The 16093-nt window shown below is 39.3% G+C and carries 14 protein-coding genes; 2 read left to right on the top strand and 12 right to left on the bottom strand.

Translation table 11 applies throughout. The features are described 5' to 3' along the window. Positions 1-5: 5 nt before the first annotated feature. On the bottom strand, positions 6-1301 hold the full coding sequence (locus tag GR929_RS16565) for a BaiN/RdsA family NAD(P)/FAD-dependent oxidoreductase (protein ID WP_159521826.1): 1296 nt from the start codon (positions 1299-1301) through the stop codon (positions 6-8). 143 nt (positions 1302-1444) lie between these two features. Further along, positions 1445-1951: a thioredoxin family protein gene (locus tag GR929_RS16560; RefSeq protein ID WP_159521824.1), complete on the bottom strand. Its 507-nt coding sequence runs from the start codon at positions 1949-1951 to the stop codon at positions 1445-1447. A 240-nt stretch (positions 1952-2191) separates the two neighbouring features. On the opposite strand from GR929_RS16560, the gene GR929_RS16555 reads away from it, so the two are divergent. Next, positions 2192-2872, top strand: coding sequence for a NigD1/NigD2 family lipoprotein (locus tag GR929_RS16555; protein ID WP_159521823.1), 681 nt, complete (start codon positions 2192-2194; stop codon positions 2870-2872). Between the two features lie 151 nt (positions 2873-3023). Then, positions 3024-5114, top strand: coding sequence for a S9 family peptidase (locus GR929_RS16550; protein ID WP_159521821.1), 2091 nt, complete (start codon positions 3024-3026; stop codon positions 5112-5114). Between the two features lie 61 nt (positions 5115-5175). On the opposite strand, the gene GR929_RS16545 is transcribed toward GR929_RS16550, so the two are convergent. From GR929_RS16545 to mutY, 10 genes are all read right to left on the bottom strand, one after another. Next, the gene (locus tag GR929_RS16545; protein WP_159521819.1) at positions 5176-6768 is read right to left on the bottom strand and encodes a plastocyanin/azurin family copper-binding protein; all 1593 of its coding nucleotides are present in this window, start codon (positions 6766-6768) and stop codon (positions 5176-5178) included. 277 nt (positions 6769-7045) lie between these two features. Then, entirely contained in the window at positions 7046-8767 is a 1722-nt protein-coding gene (locus tag GR929_RS16540) for an ATP-binding protein (protein WP_159521818.1), read from the bottom strand. A gap of 251 nt (positions 8768-9018) precedes the next feature. Next, positions 9019-9423, bottom strand: a complete 405-nt coding sequence (locus tag GR929_RS16535) for a DUF1801 domain-containing protein (protein ID WP_159521817.1) — start codon at positions 9421-9423, stop codon at positions 9019-9021. Between the two features lie 26 nt (positions 9424-9449). Then, on the bottom strand, positions 9450-10178 hold the full coding sequence (pgl, locus tag GR929_RS16530; RefSeq protein WP_159521816.1) for a 6-phosphogluconolactonase: 729 nt from the start codon (positions 10176-10178) through the stop codon (positions 9450-9452). Between the two features lie 36 nt (positions 10179-10214). Next, on the bottom strand, positions 10215-11723 hold the full coding sequence (gene zwf / locus GR929_RS16525; RefSeq protein WP_159521815.1) for a glucose-6-phosphate dehydrogenase: 1509 nt from the start codon (positions 11721-11723) through the stop codon (positions 10215-10217). A 67-nt stretch (positions 11724-11790) separates the two neighbouring features. Next, complete coding sequence (locus GR929_RS16520) at positions 11791-12417, bottom strand: 4'-phosphopantetheinyl transferase family protein (protein ID WP_159521814.1); 627 nt, start codon at positions 12415-12417, stop codon at positions 11791-11793. Between the two features lie 3 nt (positions 12418-12420). Next, entirely contained in the window at positions 12421-12984 is a 564-nt protein-coding gene (gldD, locus tag GR929_RS16515; protein ID WP_159521813.1) for a gliding motility lipoprotein GldD, read from the bottom strand. Between the two features lie 26 nt (positions 12985-13010). Further along, on the bottom strand, positions 13011-14330 hold the full coding sequence (gene gldE, locus GR929_RS16510; RefSeq protein WP_159521812.1) for a gliding motility-associated protein GldE: 1320 nt from the start codon (positions 14328-14330) through the stop codon (positions 13011-13013). Positions 14331-14348: 18 nt separating this feature from the next. After that, positions 14349-14795, bottom strand: coding sequence for a single-stranded DNA-binding protein (locus tag GR929_RS16505; protein WP_159521811.1), 447 nt, complete (start codon positions 14793-14795; stop codon positions 14349-14351). 129 nt (positions 14796-14924) lie between these two features. After that, positions 14925-15986 (bottom strand): A/G-specific adenine glycosylase, encoded by a 1062-nt coding sequence (gene mutY / locus GR929_RS16500; RefSeq protein WP_159521810.1) that lies wholly within the window; start codon positions 15984-15986, stop codon positions 14925-14927. Positions 15987-16093: the final 107 nt, after the last annotated feature.

Raw genomic sequence — 16093 nt, 5'->3', positions numbered from 1 at the left:
GACGATTAATTTTGAGCATGCTCTAATTGAGCTAGTTTTACGAAAGAACTGGCTGCTAGCCAGGCTGTAGAATAAGCTATTTGTAAATTATAACCACCGGTATTCGCATCCAGATCCATCACTTCTCCAGCAAAAAATAAGTTCTTTATGAGTTTTGACTGCATCGTCTTGCCATCGATTTCGGATGTGCTAACTCCACCTGCTGTAATAATTGCCTCATTGTATCCTCGGTAGTCAACTACTTCAAAAGGCAGGTTTTTCATCAAAAGCATTACTTTTCGTCGTTCTTTTGAGTTCATCTGATGGCCTTGTTTTTTACCATCGAGTTTCAGGTAATCGAGAAAGACAGGGATCATTTTAGAGGGGAGCCATTCTTTGAAAATATTTTCGATTTGCTTTTTCCCGTTTGAAGCCAAATCACGAATTAACCGGGCATCAAGCTTGTTTTCATCCAATGCAGGTTTTAGGTCAATTGTAATTCGAACGTTGCTTTTTTTATCCAGCTCATCTACAACCAGGCGGCTTAGCGTTAAAATAATCGGTCCTGTTAACCCGTAATGCGTGAAGAGCATTTCACCAAATTCATCCTTCGCTTTTTTATTGTTGACCCAAACACTGGCGTTTACATTTTTCAGGCTTAAACCTTGCAAATTGGCAGCTAGACTTCCTGACGTGACTAGTGGAACCAAGGCGGGGCGTGTAGGTTGAATCGAATGTCCAAGCTGGCTGGCTAGTTCGTAGCCGTCTCCTGTTGAACCTGTTGCCGGATAGGATTTGCCTCCTGTACAAATGATGACCGCCGTACCGGGAATGGTTTCGACTTCTCCTTTTCTGATGATAGATACTCCCCTTATTGCTTTATTTTCAGTCGTTACTTTTTCTACTTTTGATGAATAGATTATTTCTACCTGACGTTTTTTCACCCAATTCATTAAAGCATTAAGCACCTCCAGAGCGCTGTTGTTGGTCGGAAAGATGCGACCTCCCCGCTCAACAGTGGTTTCTACGCCTTCGCTGTTTAGTAGGTTAATAATTTCGGTGGAAAAAAACGCGCCAAATGCTGATTTGAGATATTTGCCGTTCGGAAAGATATTCTTGAAATAGCTTGATTGATGAGCATCATTACTAATGTTGCATCGCCCTTTCCCTGTAATCAGAAGCTTACGTCCTGCCGATTTCATTTTCTCGATTACAAGCACTTTGGCTCCTAATTCGGCTGCTCGTCCTGCTGCAATGAGTCCTGCCGGACCTGCTCCTATTACAATCAAATCGTAAGTCGTGTTGTGCTGTTTATTTGCCATCAATTCAAATTATGAGCCCGTAAAATTAAGCCTTTTCAGTTAACTATAGCAGAAGGACTTTAACTAATATGAATAGATAACTATTGTATAAACAAAAAAAAGCAACCCGGGGGCTGCTTTCGTTAATATGTTGGTGTTGAGTATTATTCTTCGGTAAGAAGATATTTATTAATGTTGTCAACAAACATTTTTTTCGTGTCTTCTTTTGTTCTTCCAATTCCCGCCATCATGACAGGTTTTCCTTCTACCGGAATGTATAGAAAAGCAGGGATGCTTTTAATGCCAAATACTCCTGCCAGTTCTCTTTCCTTTTGAGTATCAATTTTATATACTTTTACTTTTCCGGCGTATTCATTTGATACCTCTTCCAGAATAGGCGATGCAATTTTACATGGCCCGCACCAATCTGCGTAGAAATCAATAATCACGGGTTTGTCACCCAGGAATTTCCATTCTTCGGGTGATTCTTCGTAGTTCCATACTTTCTTGACAAATTGGTCTTTCCCGATTAAACTTGTTCCACCATCATCGTTTTGCGATAGGCTCGAAGCCTTCTCAACCCCTGTTTCTTTCTTGTTGTCACGGGTTCCTGTTGCACAACCGACTGTTGTAATTGCGGCTAATGCGATTATAACTAACAGCTTTTTCATTTTATTCCTATTTTTATTCATATATTTTCTATTATTTCATTAGACGTATACCGTTGTAATTTCTTATTTGATTCAACAACTAATGCAAATATATAGAAATATGCATATCAATCATCATGCCATTCTAAATTTTGTGAGTTTCATCAGATTCAAGTATTTTTTTTTCATCTAACGCAACCAAAAGGTTTATGCATTTATCTATTAACTGAACAATTAAATTTTGAAAAGGAGAGAAAAAAAATGAAAAAGCTTTTAAATTTTAGCTTAGTTGCCATTTTGGCACTTTTAGTTTTTGGTTGCGACTTGAATGATGATGAGGGGTATTCTCTGGGAAACTTTTGGGTTGGATTTGGAATTATCGATGTTGATGGATCCGGCTACACAATTAAAATGGATGATGGTGAAGAGCTTTTCCCGGCAGATGGTTACTATCATTGGGATGAAGACGAGGACAGTACGCGTGTCTTGGTTAATTTCACGGTACTGGATGAGAAGTTGGTTGACGATGAGCATGAGGAGTATTATGTGCGGGTTAATTCAGTGCAAAAAATTCTATTTAAGGGTATTTTTGATATTACAGAGGAAACTGAAGATAGCATTGGAAATGATCCGGTACACGTGGAAGATGTTTGGGCTGCTAACAACATGCTAACTTTTGAGTTGGAATATTACGGAAGCGGCTTAACACACTATGTGAATCTGGTTAAGGAGCCCGGCGAATTTACTTCAGCTGATGAGCCAATTCAACTTGAATTGAGACACAATAACAATGATGATGAACCTGGTTATCAGATGTCCGCTTTTGTAACCTTCGATTTAAGTGAATTACAGTTAGCCGGTCAGGATTCAGTAACCTATAAAATTACCGGTAAAGATTATGGAGGAGAAACCTACGAATACGAAGGAACTTATCGATATTGATGGGTGATTACGTCAATTGATTAAGATGATTGCATCCGTTTCTTTATGAAGCGGGTGCTTTTTTTTGAAAAAACGACATTTGCATTAAGGAATCATTTTATTATTCTTTTCAAAAGTGTATTTTCCCAGCCACTGAAAAATTTACATATCCATGAAGAAAATTGTTATTTTGCCTGTTCTGACAGTATTATTTTATCTTGGAATAAATCAAAATTCGATGGCAGAAGAAAAGAAAACCTATGTGCCGGAAACGCCGGAGTTGAAATCAAATGTGATGACACCGGAGGTTTTGTGGTCGTTTGGTCGTGTCGGTAGCCCGGAGTTATCGCCAGATGGGCAGACTGTTTTATTAGATGTTACCTATTATCAGATTGAGGAAAATAAGTCATACCGAGAGCTGTATACGATTCCTGTTGCAGGTGGCGAACTTCAGCAATTTACCAATACTGCTTTAAAAGAATCAGGTGCTCAGTGGAGACCTGATGGCAAAAAGATTGGTTATTTGTATGCTGAAAATGATGAAACACAACTTTGGGAGATGAATCCTGATGGTTCGGAGCCAAAGCAAGTTAGCCAAATTGAAGGAGGAATCTCCGGTTTTAAGTATGCACCCGATCAAACGCATATTTTTTATGCAAAGGCTGTGAAGCTGGATGAAGACATTCACGACATGTTTCCGGACCTCCCCAAAGCTGATGCCCGGTTGGAGGACGATTTGATGTACCGACATTGGGATCAATGGCACGACTATACCTATAATCACATATTTGTTGCCGAGTATGGGGAGGGCGAAATAACCAAAGGAACTGATATTTTGGAGGGAGAAAAATTTGATACTCCCGATAAGCCATTTGATGGTTTAGACCAAGTGGTTTGGAGTCCTGATGGTAAAAAGATCGTTTATTCGTGCAAAAAGCTAACGGGCAAAGCTTATTCTCTTTCAACCAATACCGATTTATATCAATACGATTTGGAAACTGGCGAGACGAAGAATTTAACAGAGGAAAATAAAGGATACGACAAAAGCCCTGTTTTTTCGCCTGATGGAACAAAATTGGCCTGGACCAGCATGGAACGCGATGGATATGAGTCGGATCAAACCCGTTTGTTTGTAATGGATATGGCGACTGGGGAAAAGATCAACTATTCAAAAGGATGGGAACAAAATGCCGCTCATCTGAGTTGGGCAGATGATGGGGAAACTATTTTTTTCATCAGCGATATTCATGCCACCGATGAAATTTATCAATTGACATTAACGGAGGGAAAAATTACTCGACTAACAGATGGTGTGCACAATTACCAGTCGGTTGTTGAAACTCCAACTGGTCGGTTACTGGCGGCAAAAGTATCCATGTCGCAGCCAGCAGAATTGTATCTGGTTGATCCGAATAATGGGAAAGATGAGCCGTTAACATCAGTCAACGAAGGCTTGCTCGATCAACTGGAAATGGGCAAAGTGGAAGAGCGTTGGATAAAAACGGTTGATGATAAAGATATGTTGGTTTGGGTGATCTACCCGCCTCATTTCGATCCGAATAAAAAGTACCCGGCCATTCTGTATTGCCAGGGAGGACCGCAGGGAACTGTTAGCCAGTTTTGGTCGTACCGATGGAATTTTCAGATGATGGCTGCCAATGGATATATTGTTGTTGCACCAAACCGTCGTGGCTTACCCGGGTTTGGTATGGAGTGGCTGGAGCAAATCAGCAAAGACTATGGCGGCTTGAATATCCAGGATTATTTTTCCGCTATCGATCATGTTGCTAAAGAGCCTTTTGTTGATGAAGATCGTTTAGGGGCTGTTGGAGCTAGCTATGGTGGTTTCTCAGTTAATTATCTGGCAGGTCATCATGAAGGACGGTTTAAGGCTTTTATTTCACATTGTGGTATTTTTAATTTCGATCAGATGTACGTGACCACCGAAGAAATGTGGTTTGAGAATTGGGATATTGGCGGTCCATACTGGGATAAAGAGAATAAAGCGGCGCAACGATCCTATTCATTTTCGCCACACTTGTTTATCGAAAAATGGGATACGCCGATTTTAGTTATTCACGGAGCAAAAGACTTTCGTATTCCTTACACACAAGGTATGGGAGCTTTTAATGCTGCCGTATTAAGAGATATTCCCGCTCAGTTTCTTTATTTCCCAGACGAAAGTCATTGGGTGAGTAGTGCTCAAAATGGGATTCTATGGCAACGCGTGTTTAAGCAATGGTTAGATAAATGGTTAAAATAAAAGCTAAGTCAACAGCATAAAATAACAAGAGCCGCGAATTTCGCGGCTCTTGTTATTTTATCTATTTTTTGATGAATTTTCGAACCAGTGTTGCAGATTCTGTTTCAACCTTAAACAGGTAAAGTCCGGGTTTAAGATGTTGAACATGATAGCCAATTCTGTTCGACTGCATACCAACCTGAGATGCTTGAATTTTAGTTCCTAATGAATTGTATAAACTGATGTTGCCTTCATCTATTTTGAATCTGTTTGATGTTAGGTAAACATATTCGGAACTTGGATTTGGATAGACAACTAAATCGTTGTCTTTGTATATTAAATCATCAGTAGATGTGGCAATTGAGATGTCGGTGAAGTTTGTATTGTGACTAAAAACCACCGTTGAGTCTCCTTGAACATCGTTAAGTTCCATTCTCCATGCGTGATCAGTGGGCGGAGAATTGTACTCTCCATTACCATTGTGATCAGCAAAGAAATCAAGTTCATACGATTTTCCAACTTCAATTTTATACGATGACAGAGAAAATTCAACAGGTATGTCCGTAACCTCAATGGTGTCGATGTATGTTCCGGCTTCTACATCCAGCAAGTACAAGGTTAACATTTGTCCGGCATGCGGTGTCATTCCCGTGAAGTTGAGAGTCAATTTGTTCATCCACATGATATCGGTAAAGTTGGTGTTGTGCGCAAAATCGAGTGTTTCGTCACCGTCAACATCATTGAGCTCCATTCGCCAGGCATGATCAGTAGGCGGTGCATCGTATACTCCATTTCCGCTATGATCAGAGAAAAAATCAACAAAGTAAGATTTTCCGTCTTCGATTCCCATCACGTGAATTTCAAATGATTCCTCAACTGTAACACTTGTTCTGGCTTTTTCCATTCCGGTTGCCTGATCAATTAGTGCAAGCTTTAGTGTTTGTCCTACATGGGGAGTCATTCCCGTGAAGTTGACAGTCAATTTGTTCATCCACATGATATCGGTAAAGTTGGTGTTGTGCGCAAAATCGAGTGTTTCGTCACCGTCGACATCATTGAGTTCCATTCTCCAGGCGTGATCGCTAGACGGCGCATCATACATGCCATTCCCGCTATGATCAGAGAAGAAGTCAACGAAGTAAGATTCACCATTCTCAATTCCCAATATTTCCACCGAAAAACTTTCAGATACGGTTTCACTGGTTCTCGCTAATTCACTCCCAGTTGTTTGATTCACAACAGCAAGTTTGAGTTCCTGTCCTACATGAGGAGTCATTCCGGTAAAATTTACCGTCAGTTTGTTTGTGGGTTGCTGAATTTCTTCTACGATAATTTTTCCAGTCATCCCTAAGGCCAGATGGGGGTCACACTGATAATCGTAATTGCCGGCAATTGTAAACACATGCGAATAAGTCCATCCGGTTCCTACATTGTTCCCAAAAGATTCAGGATTTGACGGGTAGCTGGATTGTTTCCCATTTACATTGTGCGAGCCTTGAGTATTTGTCCAGACAACAGTGTCTCCAGCGTCAATTGTTAAACTAGAGGGAGTAAATACGTTGCTTGTCACTTCGATATCGTGTCGGGTTTGAGCATAGATGCCAACCGTCAGAAGGAGAAAAAAAAGAGTTAGTGCATTTCGAAGATACTTTTCAGAAGTAAATAATGTTTTCATAAGCATTAATTTTAAATTCGCGTAATGATCTCTACTTACTTATTGATACGGAGCAAAAGTTACAAGCGCTGCCTTGTAGAATAAAAAAATATCTTTTATTCTTTTAATGCGTAATTTTGAGACTCTTTTCAGAGAACCAGGGGTCTGGGATCTTTCTTTTTAAGATTAACACATTGGGTGAGTCCAATAAAATTTTATTGTTGAGGATAATTTCCGGTAGATTTGCAATGTTTGTTGGGGGACGAAATGAAAATGAGTCCGAAAAATACGAAGGTTCTTATTGGTGGCTTAGTTCGATCGCTGTTTCTGCTTTTACTGCAGAAATAACTTCTACCGGGATGCTGAGTGTAAACGTACTTCCTTTTCCTTGAATCGACTGAACTGATAATTCGCCACCCATGATATTGGTAATCCTTTGGGATATGGCTAGTCCAACACCAATTCCGCTATAAGCGCGCGTTGAGTTGTCATCTCCTTGTCTGAAAAAATCGAAAATCAATTTTTGTTGGTGATGAGGAATTCCGATTCCGGTGTCTTTTATTTTCAAGAGCAATGTGTTATCACTGATGTTAGCATGATACTCAATTTGTCCGGAATGCGTAAATTTGACGGCATTTTTGATCAGGTTAACAATTACTTGGTTGATTTTATTATTGTCGGCTATAAATTTTTGATTGACAAGATTTGGGGTCGGTTTGTAGATAAGTTCTATTTGACTTTCCTTATTCGACGATCGAACCAGTTCTTCTAAAAGAGTTTTATGTTGAAGGAACATTTCCATTCCTTTGAAGCTCTCTTTTCTTACCTTCACAAACGAACTGTCGGCTAATGCGAGTTTCAATATATCTTCAATAATTTGTAGAAGGTGGTTTCCACTCCTGTGAATTTTATCGGCAAAACTACTGATCTCATTTGGTGGAATTTTATTCATTCGCATTAACTCACTAAAACCAAGAATATGATGAAGAGGTGTACGAAGTTCGTGATTGATTGTGGCAAGAAACGCCGACTTTATTTTATTGCTCTCTTCTGCTTTCTCTTTTGCTTCAATAAGAACCTTTTGACTAGCGTTTGCATTTAATCCATTTGCGATTGTATGCGCAATCGTTTTCAATAAATGAATATCAGCTTTGGGCCATTCTCGGCTTTTCGAAATAGAGTCAAAGCCGATAAAACCCAGTAAGACTTCTCTATAATGAATGGGAACAGCGAGTAAGGAGGTAATTGATTGGCTCAATAAAATCTCCTTTTCAGCAGCAGCATATTTAGGTAATCTTTTAACTTGTTTAATGTTAATATGCTTCAGCATATTTAATTTTTTCATCCACCAGGGGAATGCCAAAGTAGGGATGTTCTGTAGGTTCTTTAATTCAGAAGGAATGCCTTTTTTACACCACTCATGCGTGTTGTTCATAATGGAGTTGTGATTTTCGAATTGAAAAACATAACAACGGTCAACATCCAGGAATTCGCCAATCTTTTTTATTGCTTTATTGATGTGTTTATCTAGATCTTTTGGCTGAAATCCAACAAAGTCAGCTGAAATAGTTGAGACTATTTTTTCAATTTGCAATCTATAATCCAGGGTGTTTTTTGATTGGTATAGTTCAGAAATGTCAGTCAACGTGCCACTGACTTCTGCCGGGCTGCCATCAGGGTTGTACCCTGAGATACCACCATTGACTTGTGCCCAAATCCAAGATCCATTTTTATGCTTTAGCCTTGCCCGAAATGCAAAATGTTTTTTTGATGTTTGGGGAAGACCATTGAGATCAGCAACTAAAGTCTCTTGATCGTCAGGATGACAAATGCTTGTCCATAAATCGCCGTTGTATGGAGCCAGTTCTTTACAACTGTATCCAATTGCTTTGGCGTAAGCTTCATTTATAATAAGTTCGTTGGAGTTAACAGACCAATGCCAAATACCAATCTGGGCAGCTTCAAAAGCATTTTTGATTATGCCAGTTTGTGAGATTTGTATTTTCGGTTTTTGTTCCAATTAATTAAGATTGACAGCCAGCGTTAATAATCAGATGTTTGAATTTTTTCTTTATGCTATTAAAATTACGATTTATTGTTGCTTTTGACTGGTTGAAGAGCAAAATCTTATTCACAATGATATTAACAATCAGAATGTTGGCTACTTTCTAATCTGGCTAAATATCGCACGGTTAGGAGTAGGTGGTTGATTATTAATGACTTACCAGTCATTGGCCTTTTCTAGAGTGTTGATTGATGGAGATAGTAATTTTACTTTCTGAATGGATGATTGTCAATTTCATGAGCTTCAAATAGGTATGTTTTTACGATGTCTAATTCAATTTCGACAACAGAAAAGAAGTGTTTCGCGCGCACTTTTTTCCGATTATTACTTTCAAGGTAGTTCAGTTCATCATTTAGTAAGCTACCTTTTGAAAAACCGAGCACAACAGCATCTTTCTGAACATTGCCCCACGGTATTGATGATGGCCAGATAAAGCAAATATTGGAACGACAGGAATAAAACGGTACATTATAGGCCAACTTTTCTTTGCAATTCGGAATGCAATCGAATATGATCTGTCGCAAAGCTTCAACCACTCTCAACTCATGCTCAGGCAAAAAGTCAAGAAACTCATCAATCGACTTAAATTTGAATGGCTGAATTTTGTTCATTGCCCCAAAGCGTTCTCAATATTAAATTACGAGATTTCTGAGGCAGCCGGATTGTCAAGGAAAAAGATTATTTGTCCTTGTTTTGGTTCGATGTGATAGCTTGGCAACTTATTCGCGCTTTTTAGATTGTTCATAATCGCCGAAAGCGGTTTTGCTTTTGATTTTCCCGATATCAGAAAATAAATGCGGTTGGCATTATTAATTACATTTCCGGTAAGGCTCACTCGTTTCTGCCCGCTCTCGGGGTGTGTGGCCACTTCACAAATTTTGTCCGATGTGAGTAATTCCATCTCATGCGGAAAAATAGACGCTGTGTGTCCGTCATCACCCATGCCAAGTATGATCAGATCAAAAACTGGCCAATCCTCCCGTTCGTTGAGGTTTGATTGAATTTGAAGGATGTAATCAGCCGCTGCTTCCTCCGGAGGTAATTCTCCCTTCACCCGATGGATGTTGTCCGCATCAATATTGATTTTTGAAAGCAAAAATTCTTGAGTCATCCCAAAATTACTGTCTTTGTGGGTGGGAGAAACGCATCGCTCGTCACCCCACCAAAAGTGAATTCTTTCCCAGGGAATTTTGTTAGCATATTGATTGGCCAAAACTTCAAAGAGTAATTTCGGTGTACTACCTCCCGAAAGTGCAATGTCAAGTCGTTGTTTGCTACTTCTAGTCATTTGAAAGAGCTCAAATGCGAAGGCTTCTGCAAGATCCTGTGCGTTCGGGAAAATCTTTACTTCTTTATTTTCATTCATGGTCGAGAGAATTAGGCGTTATTTTTTCTTTGAAAACTACAATTCACAATAGGTGCCGTCGTTCGAAAGGTTTTTGCACGGATATCGCCATTGTGACCCCTTCACCAATTGGTCGGCAACATCTGGTCCCCATGTACCTGCCGGATATCCGTAAACCGGAATGTCTTTGTTATTTTCCCAGGCATTCATTATGGGTTGAACGTATTCCCATGCTTTTTCAACAGCATCGCCGCGTGAGTATAGTGTGGCATCGCCTTGCATACAATCGAGCAGTAACCGTTCGTAAGCCGAAGGCAAGCGTACATCGGCCAAATCATCGTAATGGAAATCCATATTGACGGTCTGAACCCGAAAGCCGGCGCCGGGAACTTTCATGCCAAATTTCAGCAAGATGCCTTCGTCAGGTTGTATGCGGATAACCAGTTGGTTTGCTTGTTGTTCTGATTCGTGTTCGCTACCAAATAAATGGTGCGGTGTTTTTTTGAAATGAATGACGACTTCCGTTACACGAGTGGGGAGTTTTTTCCCGGTACGGATGTAAAACGGCACCCCGGCCCAACGCCAATTATCAATGAAAAACTTCATTGCCATAAAGGTTTCAGTTCGGCTTTCAGGATCCACTCCTTCTTCCTGCCGATAACCCTTAACTAGTTTCCCTTTGACGTGCGATTCAATATATTGTCCGCGAATCACGTGTTTCTCAACTTCTTTTTCTTTAATTGGTCGCAGAGATTGAAAGACTTTGAGAACTTCGTTTCGAATGGCATCTGCTTCAACAACCACGGGAGGCTCCATGGCAACCATTCCTACCAACTGCAGTAAGTGATTTTGCACCATATCGCGCATTGCGCCGGAGTGGTCGTAATAACCTCCACGGTTTTCTACTCCCAGGCTTTCGGCTGAGGTGATTTCGACATGATGAATGAAGTTGTGATTCCAGATTGGTTCAAAAATGCCGTTTGAAAAACGTGTTACCAATAAGTTCTGAACAGATTCTTTCCCGAGGTAGTGATCGATACGATAGATTTGATCTTCAGCAAAATAGTTTAACAGATTTTTATTTAGCACTTTTGCCGATTCCAGATCTGTTCCAAAGGGCTTCTCAACAATCAGGCGACGAAATCCGTCGGTTGAACTGTTCAGCTCCACGCTTGCCAGATTTTGTGGTATAATTTCGTAAAGCGATGGCGGTGTGGATAGGTAAAAAATAAAATTTTCGGGGATGCCCTTTTCTTTGGCGATGGTGAAAAGCCGATCTCTTAAAACCGGGTAGTCGTATGATTCGCCTGTTGATATTGCTTGATAGTGAAGCCGATCAAGAAACTTTTTCAAGAGTTCTTTATTGTCTTTTTCAGATAAAAACTCCATCATTCGTTCCCGGAAATCGTCATCGGATAATTCGGTTCGGCTGACGCCAAGCACGGCGAAATCGTCCGGAAGTAGGTCTTGTTTTTCCAGTTCCATTAAAGCGGGGATTAACTTACGCTTAGTTAAATCTCCCGAAGCTCCAAAAATAACGAGTATATGTGATTCTGCTTGTTTCATTGCATTATTGTTTTTGTCAGGCATAACAAGTTTGAGCCCTTGAAGTTCTATTGTTAATCAATATTTTTCAACTTTTATTATTCGCAAGCAAGTATACAACAAGTTGATTTTTATGCTCGAAATAGCTGATTTCGTAAATTTTTGTCAGTTCAGGGGTTCGTAGTTTTGCCGTTAGTTTGTTCTGCTTGTTTAATTCGAGTAAAATTTGGGTTGAAAAACTGATGCCCGGAATTCCGGCAGTTTTATAGACTGCCTCTTTGGCGCACCAAAATAAGGCATAGTTTTTAGCTGTTTTTTGAGCCAGTTCAATTTCTTTGGGTGAAAGGTATTTGCGCTCAATACTTTTAAAGTTTCGGTCAAGGCTTTCAAGGTCAAGTCCTACTTCTTGATTGGGGTGGATAAGAATACCGGCAAGTTGGCTGGAGTGACTAATGCTGATTTTTTTAAATTTTGGATGATGTAATTGAGGCTGTCCGGCTTCATTGTAAAAATGATTTAAGTCGGTGCATCCAAGGTGTTTTAGCATCATTTTTACCGCGAGCCATTCTTTCTGTCGCTTTTCGTTTCTTAGTTGTTTAAAGGTGTCGTCATCGACTAAATGTGGAAATTGATTTTTAAACCACTCTAAGTCTTCGGTCAACTCCCAAAGAAGCAGTAGGCCTTTGTCAATATTTTTTTCGAGAATTAAGGGCATCGGCTATTTCCATTTTGTCGTTTCAATCAATCGGATAATATCAGGACGAAAAAATTCAATAACCGGACGAAGTGAATCTATGTTAGGTACTTCCCTAAAATAGAGCGCCCCACGCAAGAAGTGTTTTGTACTGTCGGTTAAAAAAAACTGAATGGGGGAGGCGGCATTGCCTTCAATATTATAGATTGTTCCATAAACATTCTCCTTTGGATTTATGTAGATGCGTTCACTAATCGCATCCGCTTTTATTGAATGATCGTAAGCAAGTTTGCGACTTTCTTCAATGTGTTTGAGCAGGTTGTGGTCAAGTTCGTCGTAACTGATGTGGATGTCAGCTTTATTTTCAGGAGTACTTATTGTGACCCACTTCGGGGTAGCGCCTGGTTCGTTTACTCGTCGGGTAATCGAATAGCTGGGAATATCGAAAGAATAGGGAAGGTCTTTTTCTAGTTTTTTGTATGATTTTCTCGGAAAATCAATCCGAAAGTAACCGCGAGGCTTTGGTGTGTATTCTTTTTGACAACCAATTAGCAGTAAAATAGAAACGATAAAGAATATACGGTACATACAACGCGCTCTTTTTTTGTGCAAAGTTAATTTATTTCAACTTTGATTTTTTTGATCCGACGATTATCAACCGATTCAATTAAGAATACAAAATTTTTGCAAGTGATCTTTTCGTGTACAATCGGTATTTCACCTCTCAATTCAAGGATTAGTCCGGCCAGAGTATCAGCGTCTCCCTTGTAATTATCAAATGTGTGGTCGTCGGTTCCTGTGATTTTAAAAAAGTCGTGCAGCAGTATTTTGCCATCAAAAAGATACTTGTTGTCGGCAATTTTTGTGAAATAGTTTTCTTCTTCATCAAATTCATCCGCTATTTCGCCAACTATTTCTTCCAAAATATCTTCGAGGGTTACAATGCCCGAACTACCACCGTATTCATCAACCACAATAGCCATGTGCACTTTATTTTTTTGAAACTCCTCCAGAAGATCATCAATTTTTTTAGTCTCAGGCACATAAAAAGGAGGACGAATAATGGTTTGCCACTTGAAGTTTACCTTTTTATTAATGTGGGGCAGCAGGTCTTTAATGTAAAGAATTCCTTTAATATTGTCGAATGAACCGGAGTAAACAGGAATGCGCGAATAGCCCGAGTCATTGATCAGGTTAATTACTTTTGAATAGGAGTCTTTCAGTTCCAATGCTTCAACATCAACTCTGGAACGCATAATCTCAACAACATTTTTATTGCCAAACTTAACAATGCCTTCTAGTATTTCTTTGTCTTCAGCATGGTCGTGTTCAAGAGTCAGCTCAAGAGCCTGAGAAAGTTCGTCAACTGAAATGTTTTGACTTTGTCGCTGAAAGTGTTTATTGACAAACTTTGTTGAATGAATAAGAATTGAATTGATTGGACGAAAGATCCGTTCAAGCACATCTAGTGGAATAGCCATTAATCGGGCAAAGATCAGCGTGTTACTTGATGCGTATACCTTTGGAATAATTTCGCCAAAAAGTAGTAGTACAAAAGTAATAACGACAACCTGAAAGACGAACCCCAATGTTGGGGCTGATGAAAAGTCAAAGATTTTTTCAGTTGTATATGCAGACAAGATTACGATCCCAATGTTAACAAAATTGTTGGCTACTAAGATCGTAGCCAACAATTTTTCAGGGTTGTCTAAATGCTCTAATATCGTATCATTGTGCTTGCTTTTAAATGCTTTTATTTTTACTCTGTCTTGCGGACTTAACGAGAAATAGGCTACCTCGGATCCTGAAATCAAAGCTGATGATAAAAGCAATAATAAAATTAAAACAAGGCTAAATATGACAGCAGGCGTCAAGGGATATGTCTGAAAATCCCAATTGATTGCTGAGAGTATCGGTAAAGGGTCTGTTTCCAATTAATTTATTTTAAGTTTTTAAAATGGTAAATCGTCCTCTTCGTTCGGACTAAAATCAGGTTCGTTCACACTGTTTCCTTTGTCGTTTTGTGCGGCCGAAGACTGGTTTTGGTTGTCGTTGCCTCCTTGTTGATTACGAGGGCCTCCCAACATTTCCATGTTGTCGCCATAAATTTCTGTTGTATAGCGCTTGTTTCCTTCTTTATCTTCCCATGAGCGAGTACGTATACGTCCTTCAATATAAAGGCGGTCTCCTTTTTTTACGTATTGTTCAACCACTTTTGCCAAGCCTCTCCAGATAACGATATTGTGCCATTCGGTTGATGTTACTTTTTCACCATTTTTAGCGGTGTAACTTTCAGAGGTAGCAAGTGGGAAGTTTGCGACAGCCACATCCTTGTCCAGATATCTAACTTCAGGATCGCGACCGACATTTCCTACTAAAATAACTTTGTTTACTGACATAATTAGGGTTTTTAAAATTAAACAATAATAAATTTACAAAAATTCTTCCTCTGAAAGAGAATCTTTTTTAAAAATTTCATGAACGCTACATTTTTCTGGATGAAGTGTAACGTATTCACCATGAACGCATCAATGCCAATTGTAATTTTCCAGTTCTTTTTCAATTGGCTTGGGAACTGCAAAGTTAAAAATATCTTTTTTATTCACCTTAATCAAACCAGAAGGGATATTTTTTTTATCTGTTATTTGTAGGTATATAAAGCGGTAGTATATATGTTGATGACTAAGTACCTGCTTTTTCCAGCTACTTTCGTTATTGACAAGAAAATTTGAAGTGTCGGGCAGGTACTTTTGCTCCTTTGTTATTAAATGATCAAGTTCCGTTTTTTCTTTCGTTTCAGTCAGCGGGAATTCGTACAAATTCTTCCAAACGTCATTTTCTGTCCGTTTTTTCAGAAAGGTGTATTTGCCGTGATCAATAACCAAATAATTAAAATAGCGATTTCTGATTTTAACCTTTCCTTTTTTCACGGGAAGTTTTTCGATCGTATCATTATTAAACGCGACGCACATATTATTAATAGGGCAGTTTTCGCAATTTGGTTTTTTAGGGCTGCATTGAAGAGCGCCAAATTCCATTAAGGCCTGGTTGAAATTTCCAGGCTGGTTGTGGTCCAGTAGTTGGTTGGCTAATAGCGAAAATTCTTTCTTGCCCTGACTGCTGTCGATCGGAGTTTCGATTCCAAAAACTCGTGATAATACCCGGTATACATTGCCGTCAACGGTTGCATGTGGTAAATTAAAAGCGATAGAAGCAATTGCTGCAGCAGTATAATCGCCCACTCCTTTTAAATTAAGCAGCTTTTTATAGTCGGCCGGAAATTGGCTGTTGTATTCGGTTACAATAGCCTTTGCAGCAATGTGCATGTTTCTGGCTCTCGAATAATAGCCCAAACCTTGCCATAATTTTAAAATTTCATCTTCAGAGGCTGATGCGAAACCATCGACTGTTGGAAATTTTTCTGCAAACCGCATGAAATAGGCTAATCCCTGATCAATTCGAGTTTGTTGTAAAATTATCTCAGACAGCCATATCGTATAGGGGTCAGTCGTTTCACGCCATGGAAGATCTCTTTTGTTTTCCTCGTACCATTTCAGAAATTGAGCCCTTAAAATGCCAATTTTTCTCATAACTGCTTTAAAATCTTTATAGATTGCAAAAATAAATCATTTCAGGTGTTTATAGTTTTTAAATAATTTTTATTTTTGCAGACCAATTAGCGGGAATTATATAATTT

Origin of the sequence: Sunxiuqinia indica (genome assembly GCF_009847015.1) — a bacterium.
GTDB classification, from domain to species: domain Bacteria; phylum Bacteroidota; class Bacteroidia; order Bacteroidales; family Prolixibacteraceae; genus Sunxiuqinia; species Sunxiuqinia indica.
Note: the sequence above shows the minus strand (reverse complement) of the source record. Positions and strands in the feature narration are given on the sequence as shown.

Excerpts from the sequence above, each read along its gene's own strand:
- mutY (WP_159521810.1), bottom strand. The coding sequence starts at position 15,986 with ATGAGAAAAATTGGCATTTTAAGGGCTCAATTTCTGAAATGGTACGAG.
- GR929_RS16560 (WP_159521824.1), bottom strand. The coding sequence starts at position 1,951 with ATGAAAAAGCTGTTAGTTATAATCGCATTAGCCGCAATTACAACAGTC.
- zwf (WP_159521815.1), bottom strand. The coding sequence starts at position 11,723 with ATGAAACAAGCAGAATCACATATACTCGTTATTTTTGGAGCTTCGGGA.
- gldD (WP_159521813.1), bottom strand. The coding sequence starts at position 12,984 with ATGTACCGTATATTCTTTATCGTTTCTATTTTACTGCTAATTGGTTGT.
- GR929_RS16520 (WP_159521814.1), bottom strand. The coding sequence starts at position 12,417 with ATGCCCTTAATTCTCGAAAAAAATATTGACAAAGGCCTACTGCTTCTT.
- GR929_RS16535 (WP_159521817.1), bottom strand. The coding sequence starts at position 9,423 with ATGAACAAAATTCAGCCATTCAAATTTAAGTCGATTGATGAGTTTCTT.
- GR929_RS16550 (WP_159521821.1), top strand. The coding sequence starts at position 3,024 with ATGAAGAAAATTGTTATTTTGCCTGTTCTGACAGTATTATTTTATCTT.
- GR929_RS16565 (WP_159521826.1), bottom strand. The coding sequence starts at position 1,301 with ATGGCAAATAAACAGCACAACACGACTTACGATTTGATTGTAATAGGA.
- pgl (WP_159521816.1), bottom strand. The coding sequence starts at position 10,178 with ATGAATGAAAATAAAGAAGTAAAGATTTTCCCGAACGCACAGGATCTT.
- GR929_RS16555 (WP_159521823.1), top strand. The coding sequence starts at position 2,192 with ATGAAAAAGCTTTTAAATTTTAGCTTAGTTGCCATTTTGGCACTTTTA.
- GR929_RS16545 (WP_159521819.1), bottom strand. The coding sequence starts at position 6,768 with ATGAAAACATTATTTACTTCTGAAAAGTATCTTCGAAATGCACTAACT.
- GR929_RS16505 (WP_159521811.1), bottom strand. The coding sequence starts at position 14,795 with ATGTCAGTAAACAAAGTTATTTTAGTAGGAAATGTCGGTCGCGATCCT.